This window comes from Saccharothrix sp. 6-C, from assembly GCF_016695385.1.
Taxonomy (GTDB): domain Bacteria; phylum Actinomycetota; class Actinomycetes; order Mycobacteriales; family Pseudonocardiaceae; genus Actinosynnema; species Actinosynnema texasense.
Genome location: NZ_CP064192.1, coordinates 2,946,623 through 2,969,670 on the forward strand (window position 1 = coordinate 2,946,623; position 23,048 = coordinate 2,969,670).

The 23,048-nt window shown below is 74.3% G+C and carries 25 protein-coding genes; 14 read left to right on the plus strand and 11 right to left on the minus strand.

Features of this window, described 5'->3' with window-relative positions; genetic code table 11:
• Window positions 1-26: 26 nt before the first annotated feature.
• Entirely contained in the window at window positions 27-203 is a 177-nt protein-coding gene (locus IOD16_RS13005; protein WP_123742005.1) for a thiazolylpeptide-type bacteriocin, read from the minus strand.
• A 332-nt stretch (window positions 204-535) separates the two neighbouring features.
• Between IOD16_RS13005 and IOD16_RS13010 the strand changes: the two genes are divergently transcribed.
• Window positions 536-1,321: an AfsR/SARP family transcriptional regulator gene (locus IOD16_RS13010; protein ID WP_201440251.1), complete on the plus strand. Its 786-nt coding sequence runs from the start codon at window positions 536-538 to the stop codon at window positions 1,319-1,321.
• Here the strand turns inward: IOD16_RS13010 and IOD16_RS13015 are convergent.
• Window positions 1,318-2,484: an ROK family transcriptional regulator gene (locus tag IOD16_RS13015; RefSeq protein ID WP_236594945.1), complete on the minus strand. Its 1,167-nt coding sequence runs from the start codon at window positions 2,482-2,484 to the stop codon at window positions 1,318-1,320. The genes IOD16_RS13010 and IOD16_RS13015 overlap by 4 nt on opposite strands.
• 246 nt (window positions 2,485-2,730) lie before the next feature.
• Between IOD16_RS13015 and IOD16_RS13020 the strand changes: the two genes are divergently transcribed.
• Entirely contained in the window at window positions 2,731-4,077 is a 1,347-nt protein-coding gene (locus IOD16_RS13020) for a cellulase family glycosylhydrolase (protein WP_201440252.1), read from the plus strand.
• A gap of 46 nt (window positions 4,078-4,123) precedes the next feature.
• On the opposite strand, the gene IOD16_RS13025 is transcribed toward IOD16_RS13020, so the two are convergent.
• The gene (locus tag IOD16_RS13025; protein WP_236594946.1) at window positions 4,124-4,957 is read right to left on the minus strand and encodes an NYN domain-containing protein; all 834 of its coding nucleotides are present in this window, start codon (window positions 4,955-4,957) and stop codon (window positions 4,124-4,126) included.
• Between the two features lie 49 nt (window positions 4,958-5,006).
• On the opposite strand from IOD16_RS13025, the gene IOD16_RS13030 reads away from it, so the two are divergent.
• Entirely contained in the window at window positions 5,007-5,144 is a 138-nt protein-coding gene (locus IOD16_RS13030; protein ID WP_201440253.1) for a hypothetical protein, read from the plus strand.
• A gap of 43 nt (window positions 5,145-5,187) precedes the next feature.
• Here IOD16_RS13030 and IOD16_RS13035 read toward each other — a convergent pair whose 3' ends face one another.
• The 8 genes from IOD16_RS13035 to IOD16_RS13070 form a co-directional block, all read right to left on the minus strand.
• A complete protein-coding gene (locus IOD16_RS13035) occupies window positions 5,188-6,099 on the minus strand; it encodes an RNA polymerase sigma-70 factor (RefSeq protein ID WP_201440254.1) in 912 nt (303 codons plus the stop codon).
• Complete coding sequence (locus IOD16_RS13040) at window positions 6,096-7,250, minus strand: NAD(P)/FAD-dependent oxidoreductase (protein ID WP_201440255.1); 1,155 nt, start codon at window positions 7,248-7,250, stop codon at window positions 6,096-6,098. The genes IOD16_RS13035 and IOD16_RS13040 overlap by 4 nt, the downstream gene beginning before the upstream one ends.
• A gap of 84 nt (window positions 7,251-7,334) precedes the next feature.
• Window positions 7,335-7,871, minus strand: coding sequence for a hypothetical protein (locus tag IOD16_RS13045; protein WP_201440256.1), 537 nt, complete (start codon window positions 7,869-7,871; stop codon window positions 7,335-7,337).
• The gene (locus IOD16_RS13050) at window positions 7,832-8,032 is read right to left on the minus strand and encodes a hypothetical protein (RefSeq protein ID WP_201440257.1); all 201 of its coding nucleotides are present in this window, start codon (window positions 8,030-8,032) and stop codon (window positions 7,832-7,834) included. Before IOD16_RS13050 ends, IOD16_RS13045 begins: the two co-directional genes overlap by 40 nt.
• A 15-nt stretch (window positions 8,033-8,047) precedes the next feature.
• Window positions 8,048-8,185, minus strand: a complete 138-nt coding sequence (locus IOD16_RS13055; RefSeq protein WP_201440258.1) for a hypothetical protein — start codon at window positions 8,183-8,185, stop codon at window positions 8,048-8,050.
• A 214-nt stretch (window positions 8,186-8,399) separates the two neighbouring features.
• Window positions 8,400-9,470 carry a cellulose binding domain-containing protein gene (locus tag IOD16_RS13060; RefSeq protein WP_201440259.1) on the minus strand — a complete coding sequence of 357 codons (1,071 nt, stop codon included), beginning with the start codon at window positions 9,468-9,470 and terminating at the stop codon, window positions 8,400-8,402.
• 332 nt (window positions 9,471-9,802) lie between these two features.
• Window positions 9,803-10,444 (minus strand): SDR family NAD(P)-dependent oxidoreductase, encoded by a 642-nt coding sequence (locus IOD16_RS13065; RefSeq protein WP_123741998.1) that lies wholly within the window; start codon window positions 10,442-10,444, stop codon window positions 9,803-9,805.
• Between the two features lie 565 nt (window positions 10,445-11,009).
• A complete protein-coding gene (locus tag IOD16_RS13070; RefSeq protein WP_123741996.1) occupies window positions 11,010-11,522 on the minus strand; it encodes a flavin reductase family protein in 513 nt (170 codons plus the stop codon).
• Between the two features lie 347 nt (window positions 11,523-11,869).
• Here IOD16_RS13070 and IOD16_RS13075 point away from each other — a divergent pair, with 347 nt between their 5' ends.
• The 11 genes from IOD16_RS13075 (at window position 11,870) to IOD16_RS13125 (ending at window position 23,038) form a co-directional block, all read left to right on the plus strand.
• Window positions 11,870-12,034 carry a hypothetical protein gene (locus IOD16_RS13075; protein ID WP_201440260.1) on the plus strand — a complete coding sequence of 55 codons (165 nt, stop codon included), beginning with the start codon at window positions 11,870-11,872 and terminating at the stop codon, window positions 12,032-12,034.
• Between the two features lie 47 nt (window positions 12,035-12,081).
• Window positions 12,082-13,056 (plus strand): lantibiotic dehydratase C-terminal domain-containing protein, encoded by a 975-nt coding sequence (locus tag IOD16_RS13080; RefSeq protein ID WP_201440261.1) that lies wholly within the window; start codon window positions 12,082-12,084, stop codon window positions 13,054-13,056.
• Window positions 13,053-14,198, plus strand: a complete 1,146-nt coding sequence (locus IOD16_RS13085; RefSeq protein WP_201440262.1) for a thiopeptide maturation pyridine synthase — start codon at window positions 13,053-13,055, stop codon at window positions 14,196-14,198. The genes IOD16_RS13080 and IOD16_RS13085 overlap by 4 nt, the downstream gene beginning before the upstream one ends.
• A 328-nt stretch (window positions 14,199-14,526) precedes the next feature.
• Window positions 14,527-15,708 carry a helix-turn-helix domain-containing protein gene (locus tag IOD16_RS13090; RefSeq protein WP_201440263.1) on the plus strand — a complete coding sequence of 394 codons (1,182 nt, stop codon included), beginning with the start codon at window positions 14,527-14,529 and terminating at the stop codon, window positions 15,706-15,708.
• A gap of 243 nt (window positions 15,709-15,951) precedes the next feature.
• Complete coding sequence (locus tag IOD16_RS13095; protein ID WP_201440264.1) at window positions 15,952-16,446, plus strand: nuclear transport factor 2 family protein; 495 nt, start codon at window positions 15,952-15,954, stop codon at window positions 16,444-16,446.
• 26 nt (window positions 16,447-16,472) lie between these two features.
• Entirely contained in the window at window positions 16,473-16,907 is a 435-nt protein-coding gene (locus IOD16_RS13100) for a MarR family winged helix-turn-helix transcriptional regulator (protein ID WP_201440265.1), read from the plus strand.
• A 91-nt stretch (window positions 16,908-16,998) separates the two neighbouring features.
• Window positions 16,999-18,738 carry an acetyl/propionyl/methylcrotonyl-CoA carboxylase subunit alpha gene (locus IOD16_RS13105; protein ID WP_201440266.1) on the plus strand — a complete coding sequence of 580 codons (1,740 nt, stop codon included), beginning with the start codon at window positions 16,999-17,001 and terminating at the stop codon, window positions 18,736-18,738.
• A 26-nt stretch (window positions 18,739-18,764) separates the two neighbouring features.
• Entirely contained in the window at window positions 18,765-20,216 is a 1,452-nt protein-coding gene (locus IOD16_RS13110) for an FAD-dependent monooxygenase (RefSeq protein ID WP_201440267.1), read from the plus strand.
• A gap of 16 nt (window positions 20,217-20,232) precedes the next feature.
• Complete coding sequence (locus IOD16_RS13115; RefSeq protein WP_123741988.1) at window positions 20,233-20,559, plus strand: TcmI family type II polyketide cyclase; 327 nt, start codon at window positions 20,233-20,235, stop codon at window positions 20,557-20,559.
• Entirely contained in the window at window positions 20,556-21,827 is a 1,272-nt protein-coding gene (locus IOD16_RS13120; protein ID WP_123741987.1) for a beta-ketoacyl-[acyl-carrier-protein] synthase family protein, read from the plus strand. Before IOD16_RS13115 ends, IOD16_RS13120 begins: the two co-directional genes overlap by 4 nt.
• A complete protein-coding gene (locus IOD16_RS13125) occupies window positions 21,824-23,038 on the plus strand; it encodes a ketosynthase chain-length factor (RefSeq protein WP_123741986.1) in 1,215 nt (404 codons plus the stop codon). Before IOD16_RS13120 ends, IOD16_RS13125 begins: the two co-directional genes overlap by 4 nt.
• Window positions 23,039-23,048 lie beyond the last annotated feature (10 nt).

A 23,048-nucleotide genomic window follows, 5' to 3' on the forward strand; every position in this document is an offset into this window, starting at 1 on the left:
CGCGGACGCCCCCGGCTCGGCTCGACTCAGCCCTGCGTCGGCAGCGTCGGCAGCTGGGGCTGCTGACAGCAGCAGCACGAGGTGCTGCTGCACGAGCACGCCGCCGCCGAGGCGCCGGTCTCCGGGAGCGCGACGGCGTCACGCATCGCGGTGACGGCCAGGTCGCCGAGGTCGAGTTCCGAGTCGTCGAAAGTCAGGTCCATCGGTCACGTCCTTTCCTTCAGGGGCGCGGTGGCGCCGGTCGGCGCGCCGCGTCTGTGGTGCGGTCGACCCGCCCCGGATCGTGCCCGGCCCCACCGTGCCGACCGGACCGCCGCGCGCGTGGCGTTGCGGTACCCCGAATCGGGATCCGGCGAGGTCATCGGGCGCCTCTCCGCGGTGCGGGCGCCGAGCCGCACGCTTTCACCTGCCGGTATACGTCCGGTATGTGCTGCGGCGACCGATGGATCGGGCCGTGCGGTCCCCCGTCGCGCACCCGTGGCCCGACCTACCGTGTGCGGTGACCGATGGGGGTTGCGAAGTGGGGAGATCCGGGGTGTCGACCTGTTCGACGTCACGTGGGCAGTGGGAGATCGACATCAAGCTGTTGGCCGGGCCCGCGGTGTGCGGTCCGGGTAAGGCCGGGGTCGTGCCGGGAGGGGTGAAGTCGCGGACGTTGTTGGCCGCGCTGGCGTTGGACGCGGGTTCGGCCGTGTCCACCGAACGCCTGATGGACTACTTGTGGGAACGGGAGCCGCCGCGCAGCGCGCACAAGAACCTCCAGCTGTACGCGTCGCGGCTGCGCCGCTGCCTGGACGCCGCGAACGCGGGCTTCTCGCGCCTGCTGGTGCACGTCGGTCACGGCTACCGGCTCGACGTGCCACCCGGAGCGGTGGACGTGCTGAGCGCGGGCGGGCTGCTCCGCTGCGGCGTGGACCGCCTGCGGCACGGCGACCCGCACAGCGCGGTCGCCTCGCTCACCGCCGCGCTGGCGGGGTGGCCGGTCGACGGGCTGGTCGGGCTGGTGCCGTCCGGCCCGGCCACGGCGGTGGCGGCGTTGTGGCGGGAGCGCCGGATCGCCGCCGTGGAGCACCTGGCGAGCGCCAAGGTCGAGCTCGGCGCGTGGGAGGAGGCGGCCGACATCCTCGCGCCGCACGCGTCCGCCCACCCGACCCGGGAGTCGTTGCAGGTGCTGCTGATGCGCGCGTTGGCCCACCTGGGCGACCGCGTGGGCGCGATCGACACCTACCGCCGGCTGTGGCGGGTGCTGGACGCGGACCTGGGCATCCGGCCCGGCCGTGAGGCGCGGGCGGTGTTCGAAGGGCTGCTGAGCAACGCCTAACGCCGCCGGTCGCCGTCGGGCCGACCCGTGATGGCGCCGGTGATCGTCTCCTTGATGGCGAGCGCGGCGCCGGACCGGGCCCACTCGCTGAAGCCGAACGGCCGCACGTCCAGCTCGACCAGGTCGGGGTCGTCCTCGTAGGTGTCCTCGATCCCGTCGTGCACCAGCGGGGCCGACACCTCGTACAGCGGCAGGCCGTCGCCGGTGAGCAGCACCTTCTGCGGGTCGATGACGTTGGCGACGGTGCCGATGAGCACCCCGAGCGCGTAGCCGGCCTCGTCGAACACCTGCCGGGCCTGCGGGTCGCCGGCGCGGACCCGGTCCAGGGCCTCCTCGTAGCCCGGGTGGCCGGTCAGCCGGCGCAGCAGGACGTGCGTCATCAGGTAGCTGGAGATGCAGCCGCGCCGGCCGCAGCCGCACTGCGGGCCGTTGGCGTCGACGAGGGTGTGGCTGAAGTGGGGCGGCAGGCCGTGCGAGCCCGCCACGAGCGCGCCGCCCACGACCAGCCCGGTGCCGACGCCCGCGCCGACGGTGATCACCGCCAGCGACCGCAGCCCCGCGCCGGGGCCGAACCAGTGCTCGGCGGCGGTGAGCGCCTGCACGTCGTTGTCCACGGCGGTGGGCACGCGGGTCGCCCCCGTCACCGCCGCCTTGAGCGGGACGTCGGTCCAGCGCAGGAACTCGTCGCGGGCCACCACGCCGTCGAGCACGATCCCGCCCAGCGTGACGCCGATGCCGGTGATGCCCGGGAACCGGCGCGCGACGGCCGCGATCTGGGCGACGACCCCCTCCGGGTCGGTGGAGCGCAGCGGCTCCTCGGCCGTGGCGACGGGGGTGGCGGTCAGGTCGGTGACGGTGGCGAAGAGCCGTTCGGCGGTCAGCTTCACGCCGAGGAACCGGTGCGCCGCGCCGCGCACGTGCAGCATCTCCGACGGCCGGCCGGCCGAGGCGCGCGGTCTGGTGTCGCCCTCGACCAGCAGTCCCTGCGCCACCAACGACCTCGTCACCCTGGTCAGGGTCGGCCGGGACAGGCGCAGCCGGGCGGCGATCTCCGCCCGGGACAGCGGGCTGTGGATCAGCACCTCCAGCAGGACGTCGCGCGCGACCTCGGACAGCGTCGGCCAGGAGGAGGCGGTGAGGCGGGTGGCGGCTTCGGAGGTCACCGCTCGAAGATAGCGGCGATGTGGGATCGCTCCCAGACGTCGACCGGTCGGACGATCACCCAGCGCGATGTTGCGCAAGTCGGATCTTGACGCCCCAACGGCGTTGACCGTAGCGTGGGCGCATAAGTTCCCCTCGGAAACTAATAGTGCGCCTTGCAGGTGTCACTGAGCGAGAGTTTTTCTGGGAGCGCTCCCAGAACTGTCGGAGCCGGTAGGTACGTCGACTCAATGAGGTGTCGAGGAGCCATGAGAAGCAGGATCGCCATGATCGGAGCCGCGCTGCTGGTCGTCGCGGGCTTCGGGCTGACGGTGTTGCCGCAGGCCCAGGCCGCGGTGGGCCTGCACGTCAGCGGCACGAAGATCGTCGAGGCCAACGGGCAGCCGTTCGTGATGCGCGGCGTCAACCACCCGCACGTCTGGTACACGGGTCGGACCAACTCGTTCGCCGACGTCAAGGCGCTGGGCGCGAACACGGTCCGGGTCGTCCTGGGGACCGGCAAGCGGTGGGGGCCGTCCACGGACACCGCCGCCGTCGTCGACCTGTGCAAGCGCAACCGGATGATCTGCGTGCTGGAGGTGCACGACACCACCGGGTACGGCGAGGAGGCCGCGGCGGCGTCGTTGGACGAGGCGGCGGACTACTGGATCAGCCAGAAGAGCGTCCTGGTGGGCCAGGAGGACTACGTCGTCGTCAACATCGGCAACGAGCCGATCGGCAACACCGACGCCGCGCAGTGGACCGACGCCACCGCCGGCGCGATCAAGAAGCTGCGGGCCAACGGCTTCCGGCACCTGCTCATGGTGGACGCGCCGAACTGGGGCCAGGACTGGCAGCACGTGATGCGGGACAACGCCCAAGAGGTGCTCGACGCCGACACCGCGCGCAACACGGTGCTGTCCGTGCACATGTACTCGGTGTTCAACACCGCGTCGAGCATCACCGACTACCTCGACCGCTTCCAGGCCAACGGGTGGCCGCTGGTGATCGGCGAGTTCGGCTGGAGGTTCGCCGCCGGCGAGGTCGACCACGAGACGATCCTGAGCGAGTCGCAGAAGCGGGGCCTCGGCTACCTGGCCTGGTCGTGGAGCGGCAACTCCGACCCGATCCTGGACATGGCCCTCGAGTTCGACCCCGCCCGGCTCACCACCTGGGGTCAGCGCATCTTCCACGGCGCCAACGGCATCAAGGCCACCGCCGAGGAAGCGTCGATCTTCGGCGGCACCCAGCCGACGAGCACGACCACCACCACGACCACTACTACGACGACGACCACCACCACACCCGGTGGCGGACTCGCCTGCACCGCCAGGTACACCGTCACCAACCAGTGGCCGGGCGGCTTCCAGGGCGAGGTCCGGGTCACCGCGGGCGCGTCGCCGATCAAGGGCTGGACCGTCACCTGGACGTTCGCCGACGGGCAGGCCGTCACCAACTCCTGGAACGCGGTGGTGACCAGCAGCGGGTCGACCGTGACCGCGCGCAACGCGAACTACAACGGCGACCTCGGCGCCGGGGCCGGCGCCTCGTTCGGGTTCACGGCCACGTCGGGCGGCGCGAACAACGCCCCGGCGGTGTCCTGCACCGCGAGCTGACCGGCTCCACCGGTGCGCGGACGTGGCGGCGTCCGCGCACCGGTGGTCACTCGAACCGGATCGACTCCGCCCGCGGGTACTTGCGGCCGGGCGACGGCACCGGCGACCCGGTGAACGACACCGGTGTGCCGGTGGGCAGCATGGCCAAGCCCGTGGGCAGGTCGTCGCGGGAGGCGTACCACGAGCCGCCGCGGCTGTCGGTGATGAACCCGTGCGGCTGACCGGGCTTCCAGCCGGTCACGGTGCCACGACGGCGGCCGCGAGGCGTACCGGCGGGGGAGGCCACCACCTCGGTGGAACGCACGAACGGACGGCTCAACGGGTAGCCGAGGCGGTCGGCGGGCGCGAACAGGTCGTCGAACGCGGGCGTGAGGGTCGCCGCCGCCCGCAGCGGCGCGGCCGTGCGCGGCGTCCAGGCGGGCTGGAGCTCCGGGGCCGACCGGTCGTCGACCACGGGCACCACCACGTTGATGCCGCGACCGGTCAGCCGGGTGGCGAGCGGGGTGAAGTCGGCGTCGCCGGTGATCAGCACGACCCACTGCAACGGCACGGTGGTCGCGAGCTCCCACGCCTCGAGTGCGAAGTGGACGTCGACGCCCTTCTCCTTGCCGCCGTGCAGCGGCAGGTCGTGCCGGATGACCCCGGCGGCGGCCAGGGCCGCGTCGAACGACGCCGCGGGCGTCTCGATGCGCCCGCGCACGTAGTGCGCCTCGTGGACCACGCAGTCGTCGAGCGCCACACCCGTCCGGGTGTGCAGGTGCCAGCGCACGGCGTCGTGCAGGCCGCTCAGCGAGATCCGCGCCCGGCGCGGATGGGCGGTGGCGTAGAAGTCGCTCAGGTAGGCGAACCACGTCCCGTCGTAGAACACCCCGATGCGCACGATCTCCCCTGCCGGTCCGGTCCGTCACCCGAAGGGATACACCATGCCGATGACCACACCGGAACCCGACCCCGCCGCGGCGGACGAGCCGGACCTCGCCGACGAGCAAGCGGGGTCCGCGAACACCACACCGGACGAGTCGACACCGGACGGCACGGCCGGCGCCGGCGGGATGGACCCGGACTAGGCGCCGCCACGCGCCGCCCGCGCCGGGCGGCCGGCCGGCCCGGTCACCGACCCGCCGACCCGGCCGGCGCGTCGACCCGGTGGACGGTGCGGGCGGTGACCGCGCCCAGCTTGTCCGGGTTGGCCACGTTGTGGATGGCGGTGATGCGGCCGTCCTCCGCCAGGTCGAAGGTGACGGTCGCGATCACCCGCCCGCCGCCGCCGAACACGATCCCGGTGCCGCCGTTGAGCTCCACCACCTCGGCGGTCATGTCCGCGGGCAGCACTCCCTGGTACGGGCGGTCCGCGAGGCCGGCGAACCAGGTCGCCACGCGGTCCCGGCCGACGACCGGGCGCATCGCCTGCCGCACCTTGCCGCCGCCGTCGGTCCACAACGTCACGTCGGGCGCCAGCAGGTTCATGAGGGTGTTGATGTCCCCGCCGGTCGCGGCGGCGAAGAACGTGTCCGCCACCTGCCGCTGCCGGGCTCGGTCGGCCTGGAAGCGGGGACGCCGGGCCCGCACGTGCGCCCGCGCCCGGTGGGCCGCCTGCCGCACGGTGTCCTCCGACCGCTCGACCGCGGCGGCGATCTCGGCGTGGCTGAAGCCGAAGGCCTCCTTCAGCACGAACACCGCGCGCTCCAACGGGCTCAACGTCTCCAGCACCACCAGCAGGGCCATCGACACGGACTCCGCGGCGTCGGTGTCGCGGGTGTCGGTGAGGATCGGTTCAGGCAGCCACGGCCCGACGTAGGTCTCCCGCCGCCGGGCGACCGACCGGAGCCGGTCCATCGCCAGGTTCGACACGATCCGCACCAGGTACGCCTTGGGGTCGGCCACCTGCGAGCGGTCGGCCGCGGACCACTTGAGCCACGCGTCCTGCACCGCGTCCTCGGCGTCGGTGGCGGTGCCGAGGACGCGGTAGGCGACCGAGAACAGCAGGTTCCGGTGCTCGCGGAACGCCTGCTCCGCGGTCATCGGGTGTGCCGCCCGCCGCGCGGCCACACCGAACCGAGCGCGGGGAGGCGGACGATCCGGCCGAACGTCGGCCACGGGGCGCTGGTCACCGCCTCCTTGTACCAGACGGCGCGGCGACCGCTCAGGAAGAACGGCCGCGGGCTGCCGTCCGGCTTGGTGAACTGCACCACCGCGTCGTCGCGACCCAGGCTGATCGGCGTGTGGTAGTAGCCGAACCGGAACGGCCTGGGCCTCCCGCCCCGCACCTCGCGGGCGAGCGAGGCGGCGACGTGCCCGCCGGTCGGCATGCCGCTCTGGCAGGTGCCGTGCAGCGGCCCGTACCCCTGCCGGACCGCCGCCGCGTCGCCGATCGCGTAGACCTCGGGGTGCGTCACCGACCGCAGGGCCGGGTCGGTGACGACGCGGCCCCGGTCGTCCACCTCGAAGCCGGCGAGGGCCGCCAGCGGCGACACCCGCACCCCGCTCGTCCACAGCACGGCGTCGGCCGCGATGCCCTCGCCGCCGGCCACCTCCACCGAGTCCGGCAGCACCTTGACGACCTCGACGCCGGCGCGGACCTCGACGCCGAGCCGGTCGAGCGCGGCGCGCAGGTAGGCCTTGGCCCTCGGACTCAGGTCGGCGCCCGGCTCCTGCCGGCCGGCCAGCACGACGTCCAGGTGGGGGTGCTGCCCGGCGATCTCGGCGGCGGCCTCGACCCCGGTCAGCCCGCTGCCGCACACGACGACGGCGCCCTTCAGGCCGGCCAGGCGCCGGGCCAGCACCCCGGCGTCGTGCGCGCTGTTCAGCGTGTGCGCGTGGTCCTCCACGCCGGGCACCGCGGCGGTGTCGGCGACCGCTCCCAGCGCGTAGACCAGGCGGTCGTACTCGAGCACCCGCTCGTCGTCCACGCGCACGGTCCGCGCCGCCGCGTCGACGCCGGTGACCCAGCCGGCCACGAACTCCACGCCCGTGCCCGCCAGCAGCTCCGGGATCCGCAGGTCGGCGACCTCCTCGCCCGACGCGACCTGGTGCAACCGCAGCCGCTCGGTGAACCGGTCGGTGGCGTTGACGACCGTGATGCGGACGTCGTCGCGGCCCTTGGTCCGGCCGGCCAGGCCGACCGCCGCCATCATGCCCGCGTAGCCGGCCCCGACGATCACGATCTTGTTCATGGCGCGCCCTCTTCCTCGTGCTTCCCGGACTGACGACCACCAGACGGGGCAGGCCGACCCGAACGTGAAGCGGGGTGGCGCAGGTCACGTCTCCGGGGCGGCCGGGGCGCGGTCGGCGGGCTCGGCGGCGAGGCGGCGGCGGTGGAAGCGGGCGATGGCGGCGATGCCGGTGAGCGACACGGCGGCGCTCGCGACCAAGGCGATCACGACGCCACGCCCGGCGCCCCGGGTCTCGTCCAGCAGCACCATGCCGATCACCGCCGCGACGGTCGGGTCGACCACCGTCTGGCCCGCCACCACGAGGTCCGCCGGACCGCTCGCGTACCCGAGCTGGATCAGCGCCGCGCCGACCGGGAAGGCCACCGCCGGCCCACCGAACGACACCCACGACGGCTGCGGCAGCGAGGTCGTCACGTCCCGCACCAGCACGGCGACCAGCCCGTACGCGGCGTCCGCGCCGGCGGCGAGCGCGAGGGCGCGCGTCGTCCCGCTCCGCAACGCCCCGATGACGACGAACGCGCACACCACCCCGGCGACCACCTGGCCCGCCCGCAGCGCCGCCGCCGGGGACACGTCGGTCGTCACGGCGGACCGCGCGGCGACCGCGACGAACGTGGCCACCCGCCCGTCGCCGCCGGCACGGCCACCGCGAACCCCCGCGTCACGTGCCGGACGCCGATCGCCGCGATGACCGGCAAGGACATGACGGCCGGCGGCGCGACGACCGTCACCGGGGCCATCGCCAGGGCGAGGACCTGCAGCACGGCGGCCGCGAACAGCACCGCGAACCCGAGCAGTCACCGCCGGCTGCGGGCCAGCCGGGTGAACCGGCGCACGGTGAGGTCTCCGACGTCGCGGACGCCCGCGTGCTGGAGCGCGGCGCCGACCGCGCTCAGCACCGCACCCGCCGGCGCGCACAGGACCGCGATCCCCACCCGACCAGGGTAGGTCCGCTCCGGTGGCGCCGGGGGTGACGTGGAGGCGCCCGAACGGCCGCCGATCGTGTGCCGACGTGCTGCTTCCGGTGACGCGGAGTCCACCGGCGGCGACCCGGGCATCACGGTCGGCGGCACGTCCGGCACGTCCGGCACGTCCGGCGCAGCGCCGACACCGCCACGCCGGGACGACGCGGCGGTGTCCGACCTGGGCTCACGGGCTGACGCAGGTCATCTCGCTCGGCGGGTTGGCGTTCGGCCCGTTGGCCACGTAGCCGAACGTGGTCGACGCGCTGCTGCCCAGCGAGCCGTTGTACGGCGCGTTGCGCACCGACACGGCCCCGCTGGTCCCGGTGTTCACGCCGCCCCAGAGGTTGTTGACGGCGTGTCCCGACGGGAGGGTCAGCCGGACCGTCCACCCGTTGAGCGACGACGTGGAGGTGTTGGCCACCTTCACCTCCGCCTGGTAGCCGCCACCCCACGCGTTGACCACGCGGTAGGTCGCGGTGCACGCCCCGCCGACGGGCGGGCTCGTAGTCGTGGTGGTGGTCGTCGTGGTGGTCGTACTGCTGGTGGTCGTCGTGGTCGTGCCGGGGTCGTCGACGCTGCCGGGGACGGACAGCAGCGCGTCGTACCAGGCGGTGGCCATCTTCGAGTAGCCGCCGGCGTTGGGGTGCACGCCGTCGGCGAGGTCGGCGGTGGTCAGCGCGCGGTACATGTCGACCAGGTGCACCTTCTTGCCCGCGCCGGCCCTGCTCTGCACCAGCGGGGGGATCGTGGCGTTGAAGGCGCGGACGGTCGCGTCGCCGGAGGACAGGGGCACGATCGTCGCGACGAACAGCTCCGCGTTCGGCGCCAACGAGGTGATGCGGTCGACCAGGGTGGCGAGGCGTTGGGGCGCGCCGCCCGGGTCGCCGCCGTACATGTCGTTCGTGCCGATGTGCAGCAGGATGGTGCGCGGGGTGTAGGTGCGCAGCCAGTTGGTGATGTTGCTGTCGATCTGGGCGATGGTCCAGCCCGAGTGGCCTTCGTGGTTGCGGTCGCCGAGGCCGGCCGGGCCGTTGGTCATCGACCCGACGAAGTCGACCGTGCGGCCACCGGCGACGAGCTTCTGCCACAGGTCGACGCGGTAGCCGCCGGGGACGTTGAAGCCGTCGGTGATCGAGTCGCCGAGCGGCATGACCTTCACGCCGCTGTCGGCCTGCGCGGTGCCCACGGCGAGCACGGCGCCGGCCACCAGGGTGAGCGCGGCGGCCGCGCTCGCGAGCAGGTGCCTTCGTTTCATGGTCCGGACCTCCGGAGAAGGTGACGTCCAGGAGTGTCCGTCGGCGCAATTGCGTTGGCAAGGCAATCGAGACGCGGGCGCGACCGGTCGCCGTGCGTCGCGTGCGGCCGATTGCCGACGCGCTCCGACCCGACGCGCGCCCCGGCCGGCCTCCGGGCGACTGCGCCGATCGATTCGGTGAACTGCACGATCGCCCGTCCGTCGACAGCCCGGGAACGTTGCGGTGGACCGAGGACCGCGCGGTCGCGCGACCGGGCGTGGTGAGCTGTTCGGGCTAGCCGGGCGCGGTCGGCCGGGTCGGGAACTCGACGTCTCGTTTCGGGACTTTCAGCTCAATGGCCGATGGCGCGGCCCGACTTGAGCCACCAGGGCGCGATCTGGCGCGGCCGCAGGGTGATGGCGTCGCAGATCAGCGTGACCACGTCGGTCCCCACCAGTCCGGTGTAGACGCTCGTGGTGGTGACGCCCCGGCCGCGCGCTTTCCGGGCCAGGCCGCGGAACCAGGTGTCGAACGCGGCCTTCGACGCGCGGTGGCCGCCCCAGCGGGCCGGCAGGGGCAGGCGGAGGTGCGCGGGGGAGACGTTGATCAGCTGGGCCGAGCCGTCGTCGCGCAGCGCGGGCAGCAGGCCGCGGATGAGCGTCGTCGGGCCGACGTAGTGCGTGTTGATCGGGTGCCGGGAGTTCCGCGCGGACGGCTGCTTCGGCGGTGTGCCGGCGGTGTGGATCACGATGTCGAGGCGGTCGTGCTCGTCGAGCAGCTGTTCGGCGAGCACGCGCATGGTGGCGGGCGCCGCCGGGTCGGCCCGGTAGACCCACACCTCGCCGGTCGACCGGTGCGCGGGGTGGGTGGCGACCAGGACCCGCGCGCCCGCGCGGCTCAGGTGACGCGCGGCGGCGTCGGTGACGGCGCAGGACGTCCCGGTGAGCAGGATCGTCCGGCCGGCCACGGCGTGCCGGAGCCGGGTGTCGGTCATGCGTGGCCTTCCGTCGGTGACTCGACCGGGCCCGCGTCCGCGGGGACGGCGGCGAACGGGCAGGAGCACCGGGAGCGGGTGGAGCCGCCGGTCACCGGCCCTGTCCGTCCGGTGTGGACGACCAGCCCCCGCCGCCGGTGCGGCAACCCGGGCCGAGGTCCCGCCGGCGCCCTCGTGACCCGTCCGGTCACCGGCCCTGTCGGAGATGCCGGCGACCACCGCCGCCTCGCTGCCCGCGAGTGCTTCGCGGGCAGCGGAGTGGTCCTCGCGATCGTTCGCACTGTGCACTCCCCACCCTTCGCGACCGCCGGCCCGGTCCGCCCCCAGCCTCGTCGGCCGCCGCGCGGCCCCGCCAACGCAGACCGTCAGGTTCACCCGGACCGGTGTTCCGAAGGCGGTGGCACCCCGTGCCGGCGCACTATCCACACCGGACTGGCGGACCGGATGGGTGGCGCCGGGGCCTGCCGACCCGACCGGGCGAACACCGCCGGTGTGAGCGAGGTTTCCCGTGCGCGACCGGCCACGGCGTGCCGCTGCCGACGCCGCCGGACCGGCCGAGGGGGTGTCAGCGGGGTTCGTCCCGCACCGAGTGGTAGCGGCCGTCGTGGTAGAGCAGGGGAGGGGTGGCGTCGCGCAGATCGGTGGCGGTCACCCGGGCGAGCACCAGGTGGTGGTCGCCCACCGGGATGAGCGCCTCGACCTCGGCCCGCAGCCAGCCCGCCGTGTCGTCGAGCACCGGCTCGCCGCCCGCGAGGCGGCGCCACCCGGTCGGCGCGGCGAACCGGTCGAGGCCGCTCGTGGCGAACCGCCGGGCGACGTCCTCCTGGTGCGCGCCCAGGAAGTTGACGACGACGCTCGTCGCCGTCCGCACGTGCGGCCAGCTGGAGGACCCGGCCGAGACCCCGAAGGAGACCACCGGCGGTTCGGCGGACACCGACGTGAGCGACGTCGCGGTGAACCCGGCCGGACCGCGCTCGGCGTCGACCGTGACGACCACGACGCCCGCCGGGTGGCGGCGGAACACCCGCCGGAACTCCGGCACGTCCACCCCCGGCGCCTGGTCGGTCGAGGCGCTCACCGGCCGACCCCGCGGTCGGGTGGCCCGTCCACCGGGCGCGCGGTGACCGGGGCGGGCGTCGCGGTCGTGCGCTCACCTGCCGACCGGGGGCCGCCGTGGCGGCGCGTGCGGAGCGTGGATGCCTGGGACACACCCCGATGCTGGCACCCGACGTCGGCACGGCCAAGGAGGCTCACGATGTGGGAGGGGCTTCACCGGCGTCGCGGCGAAGTGCCGGCGGCGCCGGACCCCGGGCAACCCGCACGGGTGATTTGTCGGCGGATCCCGGATGGGCCGTGCTGCACTGGACCAGGTGTCCGCGAACCCGGTCGCGCACCACGACGACCCCCGACGCTGGATGTGATCCCGTGACCGTGCCCGAACCCGCGCCGTGCCCGGACGACCTCCGGGTCGAGGTGAGCGGTGTCGCGCCCCCGGTGGGGCCGGAAGAACTGACCCAGGGGTACGGGCTGACGGAGTTCGGCGCGGACTGCGAGTGCGGTTGCGGCGGGGGACTCGAAGCCCTCCTCTGACCGGCGGGCCGCCACCCCCGCGCCGGTGCCGAGTCTGGAGGAACCGCATGGCTGAACCGGTTCGCGACTGGGTCGGCGCGCACGTCTTCCACCGCGGCGACCAGGACCTGCTCGTCACCGGGGCGATGGCGCCGGTGTGCGAGGACCTGACCCGGACCGGCCGGGCCCGCGGGTGGTTCTTCCTCCGCTACTGGGAGGGCGGGCCGCACGTGCGGCTGCGGGTGCTCGCCAAGGCGCCGGCGGAGGTCCGGTCGGCGGTGGCGCGGTCGTGCGCCCGGCACCTGGCCGACCACCCGTCGCCGCCCGGCGGCTGGTCCCAGGGCGAGTACGAGGCCGTCGCCCGCCGCCGCGCCGAGGACGAGCACCTGACCGGGTGGGACCGGCGGCTGCGGGAGGTCGACACCGTGGAGTTCGTCGCCTACGAGCCGGACCACCGCGCCTACGGCGACGGCCGGGCGTTGCGCGCGGTGGAACGGCACTTCACCGACTCCAGCCGCGTCGCCGTCCACCTCCTGACCGCGCCCCCGGACCGGCGGGCGGGCGCGGCGCTGGCCATGCTCACGCTCGCCCTCGCGGTGTGCGAGCCCGACCTGGACCGGGCCGCCGCCCGCTTCGCCGCGGTGCGCACCCGGCTGCCGTCGCCGTCGCGCCCGGACCGCCGTGACGACCTGCGCGAGCAGACCCGGCGGCTGTGGGCGCGCGCGTCCGCCGACCCCGTCGACCTCGCGCGCGCCGACGTCCTCGCCACGTGGTGGCGGTCGGTCCGGGCCCTGCACGCGACCCTGAGCGGGCTGCGGGCGCGGGGCGACTTCGCGCCGGTGCACGCGCTGTCGCCGTTCTCGGGCCTGGCGCGGGCGCTGCGCCCCGACGACCCGGTGGTCGCGCACGTGGTCCTGCGCTGCGCGCACCTGCTGTGCAACCGCCTCGGCCTCCCGGCGGCCACGGAGGCGCGACTGGGCGCCCTCACCGCCCGGACGCTGTCCGAGCTCCCCGAACACCACGACGAGGTGGCCCCGCTGTGACCGTCGAGACCGAACACGCCCGCCGGGACACCCTCACCACCTGGCACAGCCTGCACGTGCACTACCACGACCCGGACCAGGACCGGCTCATCCTCGACGCGGTCCGCCCCGCCTTCCAGCACCTGCGCTCCCGGGTCGCCGGCCTCTACCTCGCCCGGCACTGGCGGCAGGGCCCTCACCTGCGCCTGTTCGCCAGGACGGACCCGGACACGTGGGCCCGGGTGGTCCGGCCGCGCATCGAGGCCGTGGTCGGCGAGTACCTGGCCCGGCACCCGTCCACGACGCGGCCCGACTTCGAGCACGACCTGGCCCAGCACCGCCTCCTGGCCCGCCGCGAGCAGGAGCGCGGGCCGCTGCTGCCGTGGTTGCCGGACAACTCCGTCCACGAGCAGCCCTACGACACCCGGCCGCACGTGATCCGCAGCCCGCTGACCGGCGAGCTGATGGCCTCGTTCGCCTCCGAGAGCACGAACCTGCTGTTCCGGATGCTCGACCGGGCCCGTGCGGGCGTCGACGCCAAGGAGCTGATCGCGCTGGAGCTGGTGCTGGCCACCGCGGTCGCCGCGGGCCCGCCCGGCACGTCGGGCTTCGCGTCCTACCGCTCCCACGCCGAGGGGTTCCTCTGCTCGTGCGCCGACCCGGACGCCGTCCGCGCGGCGTTCGACGCGCACTACGAGTCGCACCGCGGCGCCCTGATCTCCCGGACGCGGGCCGTGCTCGCCACCCTGGGCGGCGGCGCGAGCACCACCCCGTACGCCCGCCGGTGGGCCGCCCGGTGCGAGGACTACGGCCGCCGCGTCGGCCCGCTGATCGAGCGGGACCTGGTCTTCCCGCCGGCGCCCACCGAGGCGCCGGCCGCACCACCCGCCGACCGGCCCGCCACCCGGCCGGCGGCCCCGCTGCACGCGCTGATGCTCGGCAGTCGCGCCTACCGGGAGGCCGTGCTCCGCCACCCGGACTTCCTCCGCTACCGGTTCCTGCTCACCTGCACCCACCTGCAGATCAGCCGGCTCGGCCTGACCCCGTTCCAGCGCTTCCGCACCTGCCACGCGGCGGCCAACGCGGTGGAGGAGATCCACGGCGTCTCCGCCGCGGACACCATCCGGGCCTACGGGGAGGGCCACCCGGACCCGGTGGCCTGACCGAGCCGGCCGCCGCCTCCGATCGCCCCCGTCGCCTGCGTCCGTCCGCCGGTCGAAGAGTGCTCGTGTTCACTGGACCGGGGTGATCGCGGGCGTGCCCCCGCGCGGAACCCGCTGGATAGTGGAATGGGATGGTCCTACCGTGGGGTACAGGGTGTTCTGACCGAGCGTGACCGGTTTCGGTGGGTGGGCCGTCGGGGCGAGACGGCGCTGTGGGGACGTTCACGAGGGGGCCGGAATGGGGTATTCGGCAGATCGGTCGTGGTCTCGGGGGAGCAGGGACGCTCCGCTGTTCGAAGCCTTCCTGCCGTTGGGGCGGAGCGCGGTCGTGCCCGTCGAGCACGTCGACGCGGCCACGGGGCAGCCGTGCGCGGCCGATCGCGCGTTGCGGCTGCTGGTGGTCGGGCGGGACTGGGTCGGCGCGATGCGTTGCGCCGAAGAGGCGTTGGAGGACGAGGCCTGTCGGAGCCGCGAGGTCTGCGTCGCGCGGGCGCTGTCGACGTTGATCTACGGCGGCGAATTGGTCACCGCCGACGCGCACAGCCTGCTCAACGCCGACCGGCCGGAGGTCTCCGGCGTGGTGGCGCTGCTCCAGGCGCGCATCGCACGGCTGTTCGGCGACGTGGACCGCGCGCACGCGCTGCTGGGGCCGCTGATGTCGGCCGGCACGCCGCTCGAGACCCGCCTGGTCGCCGCCGGCTGGGCGGTGGAGCTGCTGGCGGAGTGCGGCGACGTGACCGCCGCCCGCGCGCTGGCCCGGGAGCACCGGCTCGACGAGGCGCTGGACGCCGGCGTCGCGTGCCGCCCGGTGCTGCTCGCCGCGCGCGGCGCGGTGGCGATGGCGGACGGCCGGCCGGGTCTCGCGGTGGCCCAGTACCTGGGGTGCGGCCGGGAGCTGATCGCGCGCGGCGTGGCCAACCCGGCGGTGACGCCGTGGCGCAGCGAGGCGGCGCTGGCGGCGTTCTCGGCCGGGCGGGACGAACTCGCCGTCGCCCTCGCGCGGCAGGAGTACGAGGCCGCCGTGCTGTGGGGCGAGTCCCGCACGGTCGGGCGGGCGTTGTGCGCCTTGGCCGTCGTGGACGCCGACGGCCAGGAGGTCGAGCGCCTCAGCGAGGCCGGGCAGCTGCTGGAGCTGGCGCAGGCGTGGCCCGAGCTGGCGCGGGCGCAGTACGAGCTGGGCATCCGGCTCGCCGCGCGCGGCGACGTGGTGGCCGCCCGGCAACGGCTGCACTGCTCGCACGCGCTGGCCCGGCAGACCGGAAACCCGCGCCGGGTGCAGCTGGCCGAGCGCGCGTTGGCCGCGGTCGCCGCGCCGCCGCGCAGGCCGGCGCTGACCCGCCAGCAGGCCCGGATCGCCGAGCTCGTGGTCGCAGGATACTCGAACAAAGAGATCGCGACGAAACTGTTCCTGGCGCTGCGCACGGTCGAGTTCCACCTTTCCAACACCTACGAAAAACTCGGGGTGACCGGCCGCGACGAGCTGCGCGCCGCACTGGAGCACGACGCCTGAGGCACTACCCCGACCGTCCTGTGTCCCATGAGGACACAAAGGGTGGTGACGTGGGTCACAAATTATTGGTCGGGACTTTGCGGGTCGACCGTAGTATCCGGTCGCCGCCCTTGTCGGTGTCGAAGGGGCCGTGCCAGCATCGATCTCGGATGAATGAGTTGTGTCCCCCACCGACAATGCCGATAAGTGGTGGTCGGGGACCGGCTCCGCTCCTCACGAATGTGACGAAGGGTATCGCGAGCCATGGCCGAAGAACCCGATCTGGCGACCCAGGTGAAGGTGCTCGCCGCCCGCGTCGACGAGTTGGAGCAAGCGCGCGCGCTGCACGAGCTGCGCAACCGCCTGCCCCGGCTGATCAACGACGACGCGTGGGGGAGCGTCGGCGAGCTGTTCACCGAGGACGCGCACCTGGACTACGGCGACGTGGGCCGGGCCGACGGCCGCGCCGCCATCGCGGCGTACTTCGCGGGGCTGCCCGCGCGGATCGACGCGGACAACCCGGTCGCCTCCGGGGTGCTGGTCAAGCAGTTCGTGCACGGGCACGACGTGGAGATCGACGGCGACCGGGCGACCGGCGTGTGCTTCTTCGAGGAGAAGGTCGTCTTCGACCGGGAGACGTACCTGGTCGCGGGCAAGTTCACCGACTCGTACGCGCTGGTGGACGGCCGCTGGCTGTTCGACCGGATCACGCTCACGCCGTACTGGGTGATCCCGCACGACCGCGGCCACGGCCGCTGACCGCGTTCGCCCGAGGGGGAGGGTCCATGCTCCAGCAGAACACCACCAAGCGCATCGGCTACTGGCTGCTCCTGCTGCACCAGGCGTTCGACGCCGCGACCACCGCCGCGCTGCGGGACGTGGGGCTCAACCGGCGCCAGTGGCAGGTGCTGCACGCCGTCGCCATCGGCGTCGGCACGGTCCCGGAGCTCGACGAGGCGTTCGAGCCGTTCCTGGTCGCCGACCGCGAACGGTCCTACCGGCCGGTCGTCGAGGATTTCGCCGCCCGCGGCTGGGTCGAGCTGCGCGGTGACGCGGTCACCCTGACCGAGGCGGGCGTCGAGGCGCACGCGCGCGCCGAGGTGCTGGTCGACGCGCACGCCGACAAACAGTTGCGCGGCATCACGCAGGAGGAGTTCCTCGCGGCCAACGACGTGCTGCGGCGGATAGCCGAGAACATGCGCGACAACGGTTCGCGCTGACCGTCCGGTCGAATGCTCCGCAATTCTTTCGTGGGTGGCTGAATGCTGCCCGGGCACGGTCGTGGTTCGTAACGGGGATGGGGGTCCTGCCGTGCGGAAAGTGCTGATCGCCAATCGTGGCGAGATCGCGGTGCGCATCGTCCGCGCGTGCCGCGACGAAGGGTTGGAAAGCGTGGCGGTGTACGCCGACCCCGACCGGGACGCGCCGCACGTGCGCCTGGCCGACGAGGCGTTCGCGCTGGGCGGCGACACCCCGGCGACGAGCTACCTCGACGTCGACAAGGTGCTCGCCGCCGCCCGGGACTCCGGCGCGGACGCCCTGCACCCCGGGTACGGCTTCCTGTCGGAGAACGCCGGGTTCGCCCAGGCCGTCCTGGACGCCGGGTTGACCTGGATCGGGCCCCCGCCGGCCGCGATCCGCGCGCTCGGCGACAAGGTCGAGGCCCGGCGCATCGCCCGCGAGGTGGGCGCGCCGCTGGTCGCGGGGACACCGGCGCCGGTGTCCGGGCCGGCGGACGTGCTCGCGTTCGCCGACGCGCACGGGCTGCCGATCGCGATCAAGGCGGCGTTCGGCGGCGGCGGCCGCGGCCTGAGGGTGGCCCGGACCCGCGAGGAGATCCCCGAGCTGTTCGAGTCGGCGGTGCGGGAGGCGACCGCCGCGTTCGGGCGCGGCGAGTGCTTCGTGGAGCGCTACCTGGACCGGCCGCGGCACGTGGAGACGCAGTGCCTGGCCGACCGGCACGGCACCGTCGTGGTCGTCTCCACCCGGGACTGCTCGGTGCAGCGCCGGCACCAGAAGCTGGTCGAGGAGGCGCCCGCGCCGTTCCTCACCGAGGCGCAGGACGCCGAGCTGCGCCGGGCGTCCAAGGCGATCCTGGCGCACGCCGGGTACGTCGGCGCGGGCACGTGCGAGTTCCTCCTCGCCCGGGACGGCACGCTCTCGTTCCTGGAGGTCAACACCCGGTTGCAGGTGGAGCACCCGGTGACCGAGGAGGTCGCGGGCGTCGACCTGGTGCGGGAGATGTTCCGGGTCGCGCGCGGCGAGCGGCTCGACGACGTGGACCCCGCGCCGCGCGGGCACTCCCTGGAGTTCCGCCTCAACAGCGAGGACCCGGGGCGGGGCTTCCTGCCCGCGCCGGGCGAGGTGACGCGCTTCGACCCGCCGTCCGGGCCGGGCGTGCGGCTGGACTCCGGCGTGGAGGCCGGCACGGTGGTGCGCCCCGCGTGGGACTCGCTGCTGGCCAAGCTGATCGTCACCGGGGCGACCCGCGAGCAGGCGCTGCGGCGGGCGGCCCGCGCGCTGGCCGAGTTCCGGGTCGACGGCGTGCCGACCACGCTGCCGTTCCACCGGGCGGTGGTGGACGACCCGGCGTTCGCGGGTGAGCCGTTCGCGGTGCACACCCGGTGGATCGAGACCGAGTTCGACAACCGGGTGCCGCCCTACGACGGCGAGCCGCACGACGGGCCCGCCGCCGCGCCGCGCGAGACGGTGGTGGTCGAGGTCGGCAGCCGCCGCCTGGAGGTCTCACTGCCGTCGTTGGCGCCCGTGCCGCGCGGCCCGGTCGCCACGGCGGTCCGCAAGCCGCGCGCGTCGGCCCGCAAGACCGCCGCGACGGGCGACGAACTGGTGTCGCCCATGCAGGGCACCGCCGTGAAGGTCGCCGTCGAGGAGGGCCAGCGGGTCGGCGAGGGCGACCTGGTCCTGGTCGTCGAGGCGATGAAGATGGAGCAACCGCTGCTCGCCCACCGCGCCGGGGTCGTGCGCGGCCTCACCGCGAAACCGGGCGACGCGGTCGCCGCCGGCGCCGTCGTCTGCCGGGTCTCCGAATGAAGCCGTCCACCCCAGGGGAGGGGACTGTGTACGCATCGGTCGTGGTCGTGGGCGCGGGGCCCGCCGGGCTCATGCTGGCCGGCGAGCTGAGGTTGGCGGGCGTCGACGTGGTCGTGCTCGAACGGCTGCCCGAGCGCTCCGGCGAGTCGCGCGGCATCGGGTTCACCATCCGCACGATGGAGGTGTTCGACCAGCGTGGCCTGCTGCCGCGGTTCGGCGGGATCGCGACCGGCACGTTCGGGCACTTCGGCGGCATCCCGCTGGACCTCGGCGTGCTCGGCGCGGCGCGGGAGTCGGCGAAGACGGTGCCGCAGCACCGCACCGAGGCCGTGTTGGAGAGCTGGGTGCGCCGGCTGGGCGCGGACGTCCGGCGCGGCGTCGAGCTGGTCGGGTTCGAGGAGGACGCCGACGGGGTCACCGTGCACGTGCGCGGCACCTCGGAGACGCTGCGGACCCGTTACCTCGTCGGGTGCGACGGCGGCCGCAGCACCGTGCGCAAGCTGGCCGGGTTCGACTTCCCCGGCACGGACGCGACGACCGAGCTGCTCATGGCCGACCTGCGCGGCATCGACATCGAGCCGCGCATGATCGGCGAGCAGGTGCCCGGCGGCATGGTGATGACCGCCCGCCTGCCCGACGGCACCACCCGCGTCATCGTCGGCGAGCGCGGCACACCGCCGCGCCGCCGCAGCGGACCGCCACCGTTCGCCGAGGTCGCGGAGGTGTGGAAACGGCTCACCGACACCGACATCTCGCACGCGGAGCCCGTGTGGGTGAGCGCGTTCGGCGACGCGGCCCGCCAGGTCACCGAGTACCGCCGGGGCCGCGTGCTGCTCGCGGGCGACGCCGCCCACGTGCACCTGCCGGCGGGCGGGCAGGGCATGAACACCGGCATCCAGGACGCGGTGAACCTGGGGTGGAAGCTCGCCGCCGTGGTCAACGGCGCCGCCCCGCTGTCCCTGGTGGACACCTACCACGCCGAGCGGCACGAGGTCGGCCGCCAACTGCTGGTGAACACCCGCGCGCAGAGCATGTTCATCCTCGGCGGCGCGGAGGTCGCGCCGCTGCGCGAGGTGTTCACCGAACTGCTCCGCCACCCCGAGGTGGAACGCCACCTCGCGGCGCGGGTGAGCGGCCTGGACATCCGCTACGACGTCGGCGGCGGCGCGAACCCGTTGCTGGGCCTGCGGTTGCCCCACCTCGACCTGACCCGGGGCCGCCACCGCACGAGCGGCGCGGAGCTGCTGCGCCGGGGCCGGGGCGTCCTGCTCGACCTCGCGGACAACGCCGTCCTGCGCCGACGGGCGGCTCCCTGGGCCGACCGGATCGACGTCGTCACCGCGACCGCGGCCGACGACCTGCCCGGCGGGACCACGGCGGTCCTCGTCCGGCCCGACGGCCACGTGGCCTGGGCCGCGCCGGGCAGCCACCACGACCTGCCGACGGCCCTGGACCGCTGGTTCGGGCCGGCCGGCTGACGCAGGAGGAGGGGCAATGCACAGCACCTTGATCGTGGCACGGATGGACCCGGGTTCCGCGGGAGACGTCGCGTCGCTGTTCCGCGAGTTCGACCGCAGCGACATGCCGGGCCGCATGGGCACCCGCCGTCGGCAGCTCTTCCACTACCGCGGCCTGTACTTCCACCTCCAGGACTTCGACGACGACAACGGCGGCGGGCGCATCGAGGACGCCAAGGACGACCCGCGCTTCGTCCGGATCAGCGAAGACCTGAAGCCGTTCATCGAGGCCTACGACCCGAAGACGTGGCGCTCGCCCGCGGACGCGATGGCGAGCCGGTTCTACCACTGGAGCACACCGTGACCAACCGTCGAGTGGTGATCACCGGGGTCGGCGTCACCGCCCCCGGCTCACCGGGCGTGAAGAACTTCTGGGACCTGCTGACCGCGGGCCGCACCGCCACCCGCCGCATCTCGTTCTTCGACCCGTCGCCGTTCCGCTCCCAGGTGGCGGCGGAGGTCGACTTCGACGCCGAGCTGCACGGCCTCGGGCCGCAGGAGATCCGGCGCATGGACCGGGCCGCGCAGTTCGCCGTCGTCACCGCCCGCCAGGCCGTGGAGGACAGCGGGCTGGAGTTCTCCTCGATCGACCCGGACCGGGTCGGCGTGACCATCGGCAGCGCGGTCGGCGCGACGATGGGCCTGGACCAGGAGTACCGGACGGTCAGCGACGGCGGCCGGCTGGAACTGGTCGACCACCGCTACGCCGTGCCGCACCTCTACAACTACCTGGCGCCCAGCTCGTTCGCGACCGAGGTCGCCTGGGCGGTCGGCGCGGAAGGGCCGAGCACGGTCGTCTCCACCGGCTGCACGTCGGGCCTGGACGCGATCGGCTACGCCACCGACGTCATCCGCGAGGGCTCGGCGGACGTGATGGTCGCGGGCGCCACCGACGCGCCGATCTCGCCGATCACCGTGGCCTGCTTCGACGCGATCAAGGCCACCACGCCGCGCAACGACGACCCCGAGCACGCCTCGCGGCCGTTCGACGCGAGCCGCAACGGGTTCGTGCTCGGCGAGGGCGCGGCGGTGTTCGTGCTGGAGGAGCTGGAGAGCGCCCGCGCCCGCGGCGCGACGGTGTACGCCGAGGTCGCCGGGTACGCGACCCGGTCCAACGCGTTCCACATGACCGGGCTCAAGCCGGACGGCCGGGAGATGGCCGAGGCCATCCGGGTCGCGCTGGCGCAGGCGCGGCTCAACCCGGAGGACATCGACTACGTCAACGCGCACGGCTCGGGCACCCGGCAGAACGACCGGCACGAGACGGCGGCGTTCAAGCGCAGCCTGGGCGAGCACGCCTACCGCGTGCCGGTCAGCTCGATCAAGTCCATGGTCGGCCACTCGCTCGGCGCGATCGGCTCGATCGAGGTCGCCGCCTCGGTGCTGGCCATGCAGCACGACGTGGTGCCGCCGACGGCGAACCTGCACCGCCCGGACCCGGAGTGCGACCTGGACTACGTGCCGCTGGTGGCCCGCGACTGGCGGACCGACGCGGTGCTGTCGGTGGGCAGCGGCTTCGGCGGCTTCCAGAGCGCCGTGGTGCTGGCCGACCCGGGGCGGGTGCGGCCGTGAGCGTCGTGGTGACGGGCCTCGGCGTGGCCGCGCCGACCGGGCTCGGCGTCGACGCCTACTGGGCCAACACCCTGGCCGGCGCCGGCGCGCTGGACCGGATCTCCCGGTTCGACCCGTCGGGCTACCCGGCCCGGCTGGCGGGCGAGATCCGCGACTTCGTCGCCGAGGACCACCTGCCGGGCAGGCTGCTGCCGCAGACCGACCGGATGACCAGGCTCGCGCTGGTGGCCGCCGACTGGGCGTTCGCCGACGCCCGGCTGGTGCCGTCCGCGCTGGCCGACTACGACATCGGCGTGATCACCGCCAGCCACTCCGGCGGGTTCGAGTTCGGCCAGAACGAGCTGCGGGCGTTGTGGAGCAAGGGCGGCCAGTACGTCAGCGCCTACCAGTCGTTCGCCTGGTTCTACGCGGTGAACAGCGGCCAGATCTCCATCCGCAACGGGCTGCGCGGCCCGAGCAGCGTGGTGGTGAGCGACCAGGCGGGCGGCCTGGACGCGGTGGCGCAGGCCCGCCGGCAGATCCGCAACGGCACGTCGGTGGTGCTGGCGGGCGCGGTGGACGCGTCGATCTGCCCGTGGGGGTGGGTCGCGCAGCTGACCAGCGGCCGGCTCAGCGAGCACGACGACCCGCGCCGCGCCTACCTGCCGTTCGACGACGACGCCGCCGGGCACGTGCCAGGCGAGGGCGGCGCGCTGCTGGTGCTGGAGGACCGGGAGCACGCCACCGCCCGCGGCGCGCACGTCTACGGCGAGGTCGCCGGCCACGCGTCCACGATGGACCCGGCGCCCGGCCGCGACCGCGCGCCGACGTTGCAGAAGGCGATCCACCGCGCGCTGGCGGACGCGGGCGCCGTGGCCGAGGAGATCGGCGTGGTGTTCGCCGACGCCGCCGCCGTGCCCGAGCTGGACCGGGCCGAGGCGGAGGCCATCACCAAGGTCTTCGGCCCGCGCGGCGTGCCGGTGACCGCGCCGAAGACCGGGACGGGCCGGCTGTACTCCGGGGCCGCGCCGCTGGACCTGGCCGCCGCGCTGCTCTCGCTGCGCGACGGCGTGATCCCGCCGACGGTCAACACCCGCCCGTCCGAGCGCTACGAGCTGGACCTGGTGACCGGCGCGCCGCGCCGCGCGGACCTGAGGGCCGCGCTGGTGATCGCCCGCGGGCACGGCGGGTTCAACTCCGCGGTGGTCGTCCGCGCGCCCGAACCGACCTGAGACTGCCGAG

Excerpts from the sequence above, each read along its gene's own strand:
- IOD16_RS13005 (WP_123742005.1), bottom strand. The coding sequence starts at position 203 with ATGGACCTGACTTTCGACGACTCGGAACTCGACCTCGGCGACCTGGCC.
- IOD16_RS13020 (WP_201440252.1), top strand. The coding sequence starts at position 2,731 with ATGAGAAGCAGGATCGCCATGATCGGAGCCGCGCTGCTGGTCGTCGCG.
- IOD16_RS13030 (WP_201440253.1), top strand. The coding sequence starts at position 5,007 with ATGACCACACCGGAACCCGACCCCGCCGCGGCGGACGAGCCGGACCTC.
- IOD16_RS13035 (WP_201440254.1), bottom strand. The coding sequence starts at position 6,099 with ATGACCGCGGAGCAGGCGTTCCGCGAGCACCGGAACCTGCTGTTCTCG.
- IOD16_RS13040 (WP_201440255.1), bottom strand. The coding sequence starts at position 7,250 with ATGAACAAGATCGTGATCGTCGGGGCCGGCTACGCGGGCATGATGGCG.
- IOD16_RS13060 (WP_201440259.1), bottom strand. The coding sequence starts at position 9,470 with ATGAAACGAAGGCACCTGCTCGCGAGCGCGGCCGCCGCGCTCACCCTG.
- IOD16_RS13065 (WP_123741998.1), bottom strand. The coding sequence starts at position 10,444 with ATGACCGACACCCGGCTCCGGCACGCCGTGGCCGGCCGGACGATCCTG.
- IOD16_RS13080 (WP_201440261.1), top strand. The coding sequence starts at position 12,082 with ATGGCTGAACCGGTTCGCGACTGGGTCGGCGCGCACGTCTTCCACCGC.
- IOD16_RS13095 (WP_201440264.1), top strand. The coding sequence starts at position 15,952 with ATGGCCGAAGAACCCGATCTGGCGACCCAGGTGAAGGTGCTCGCCGCC.
- IOD16_RS13100 (WP_201440265.1), top strand. The coding sequence starts at position 16,473 with ATGCTCCAGCAGAACACCACCAAGCGCATCGGCTACTGGCTGCTCCTG.
- IOD16_RS13115 (WP_123741988.1), top strand. The coding sequence starts at position 20,233 with ATGCACAGCACCTTGATCGTGGCACGGATGGACCCGGGTTCCGCGGGA.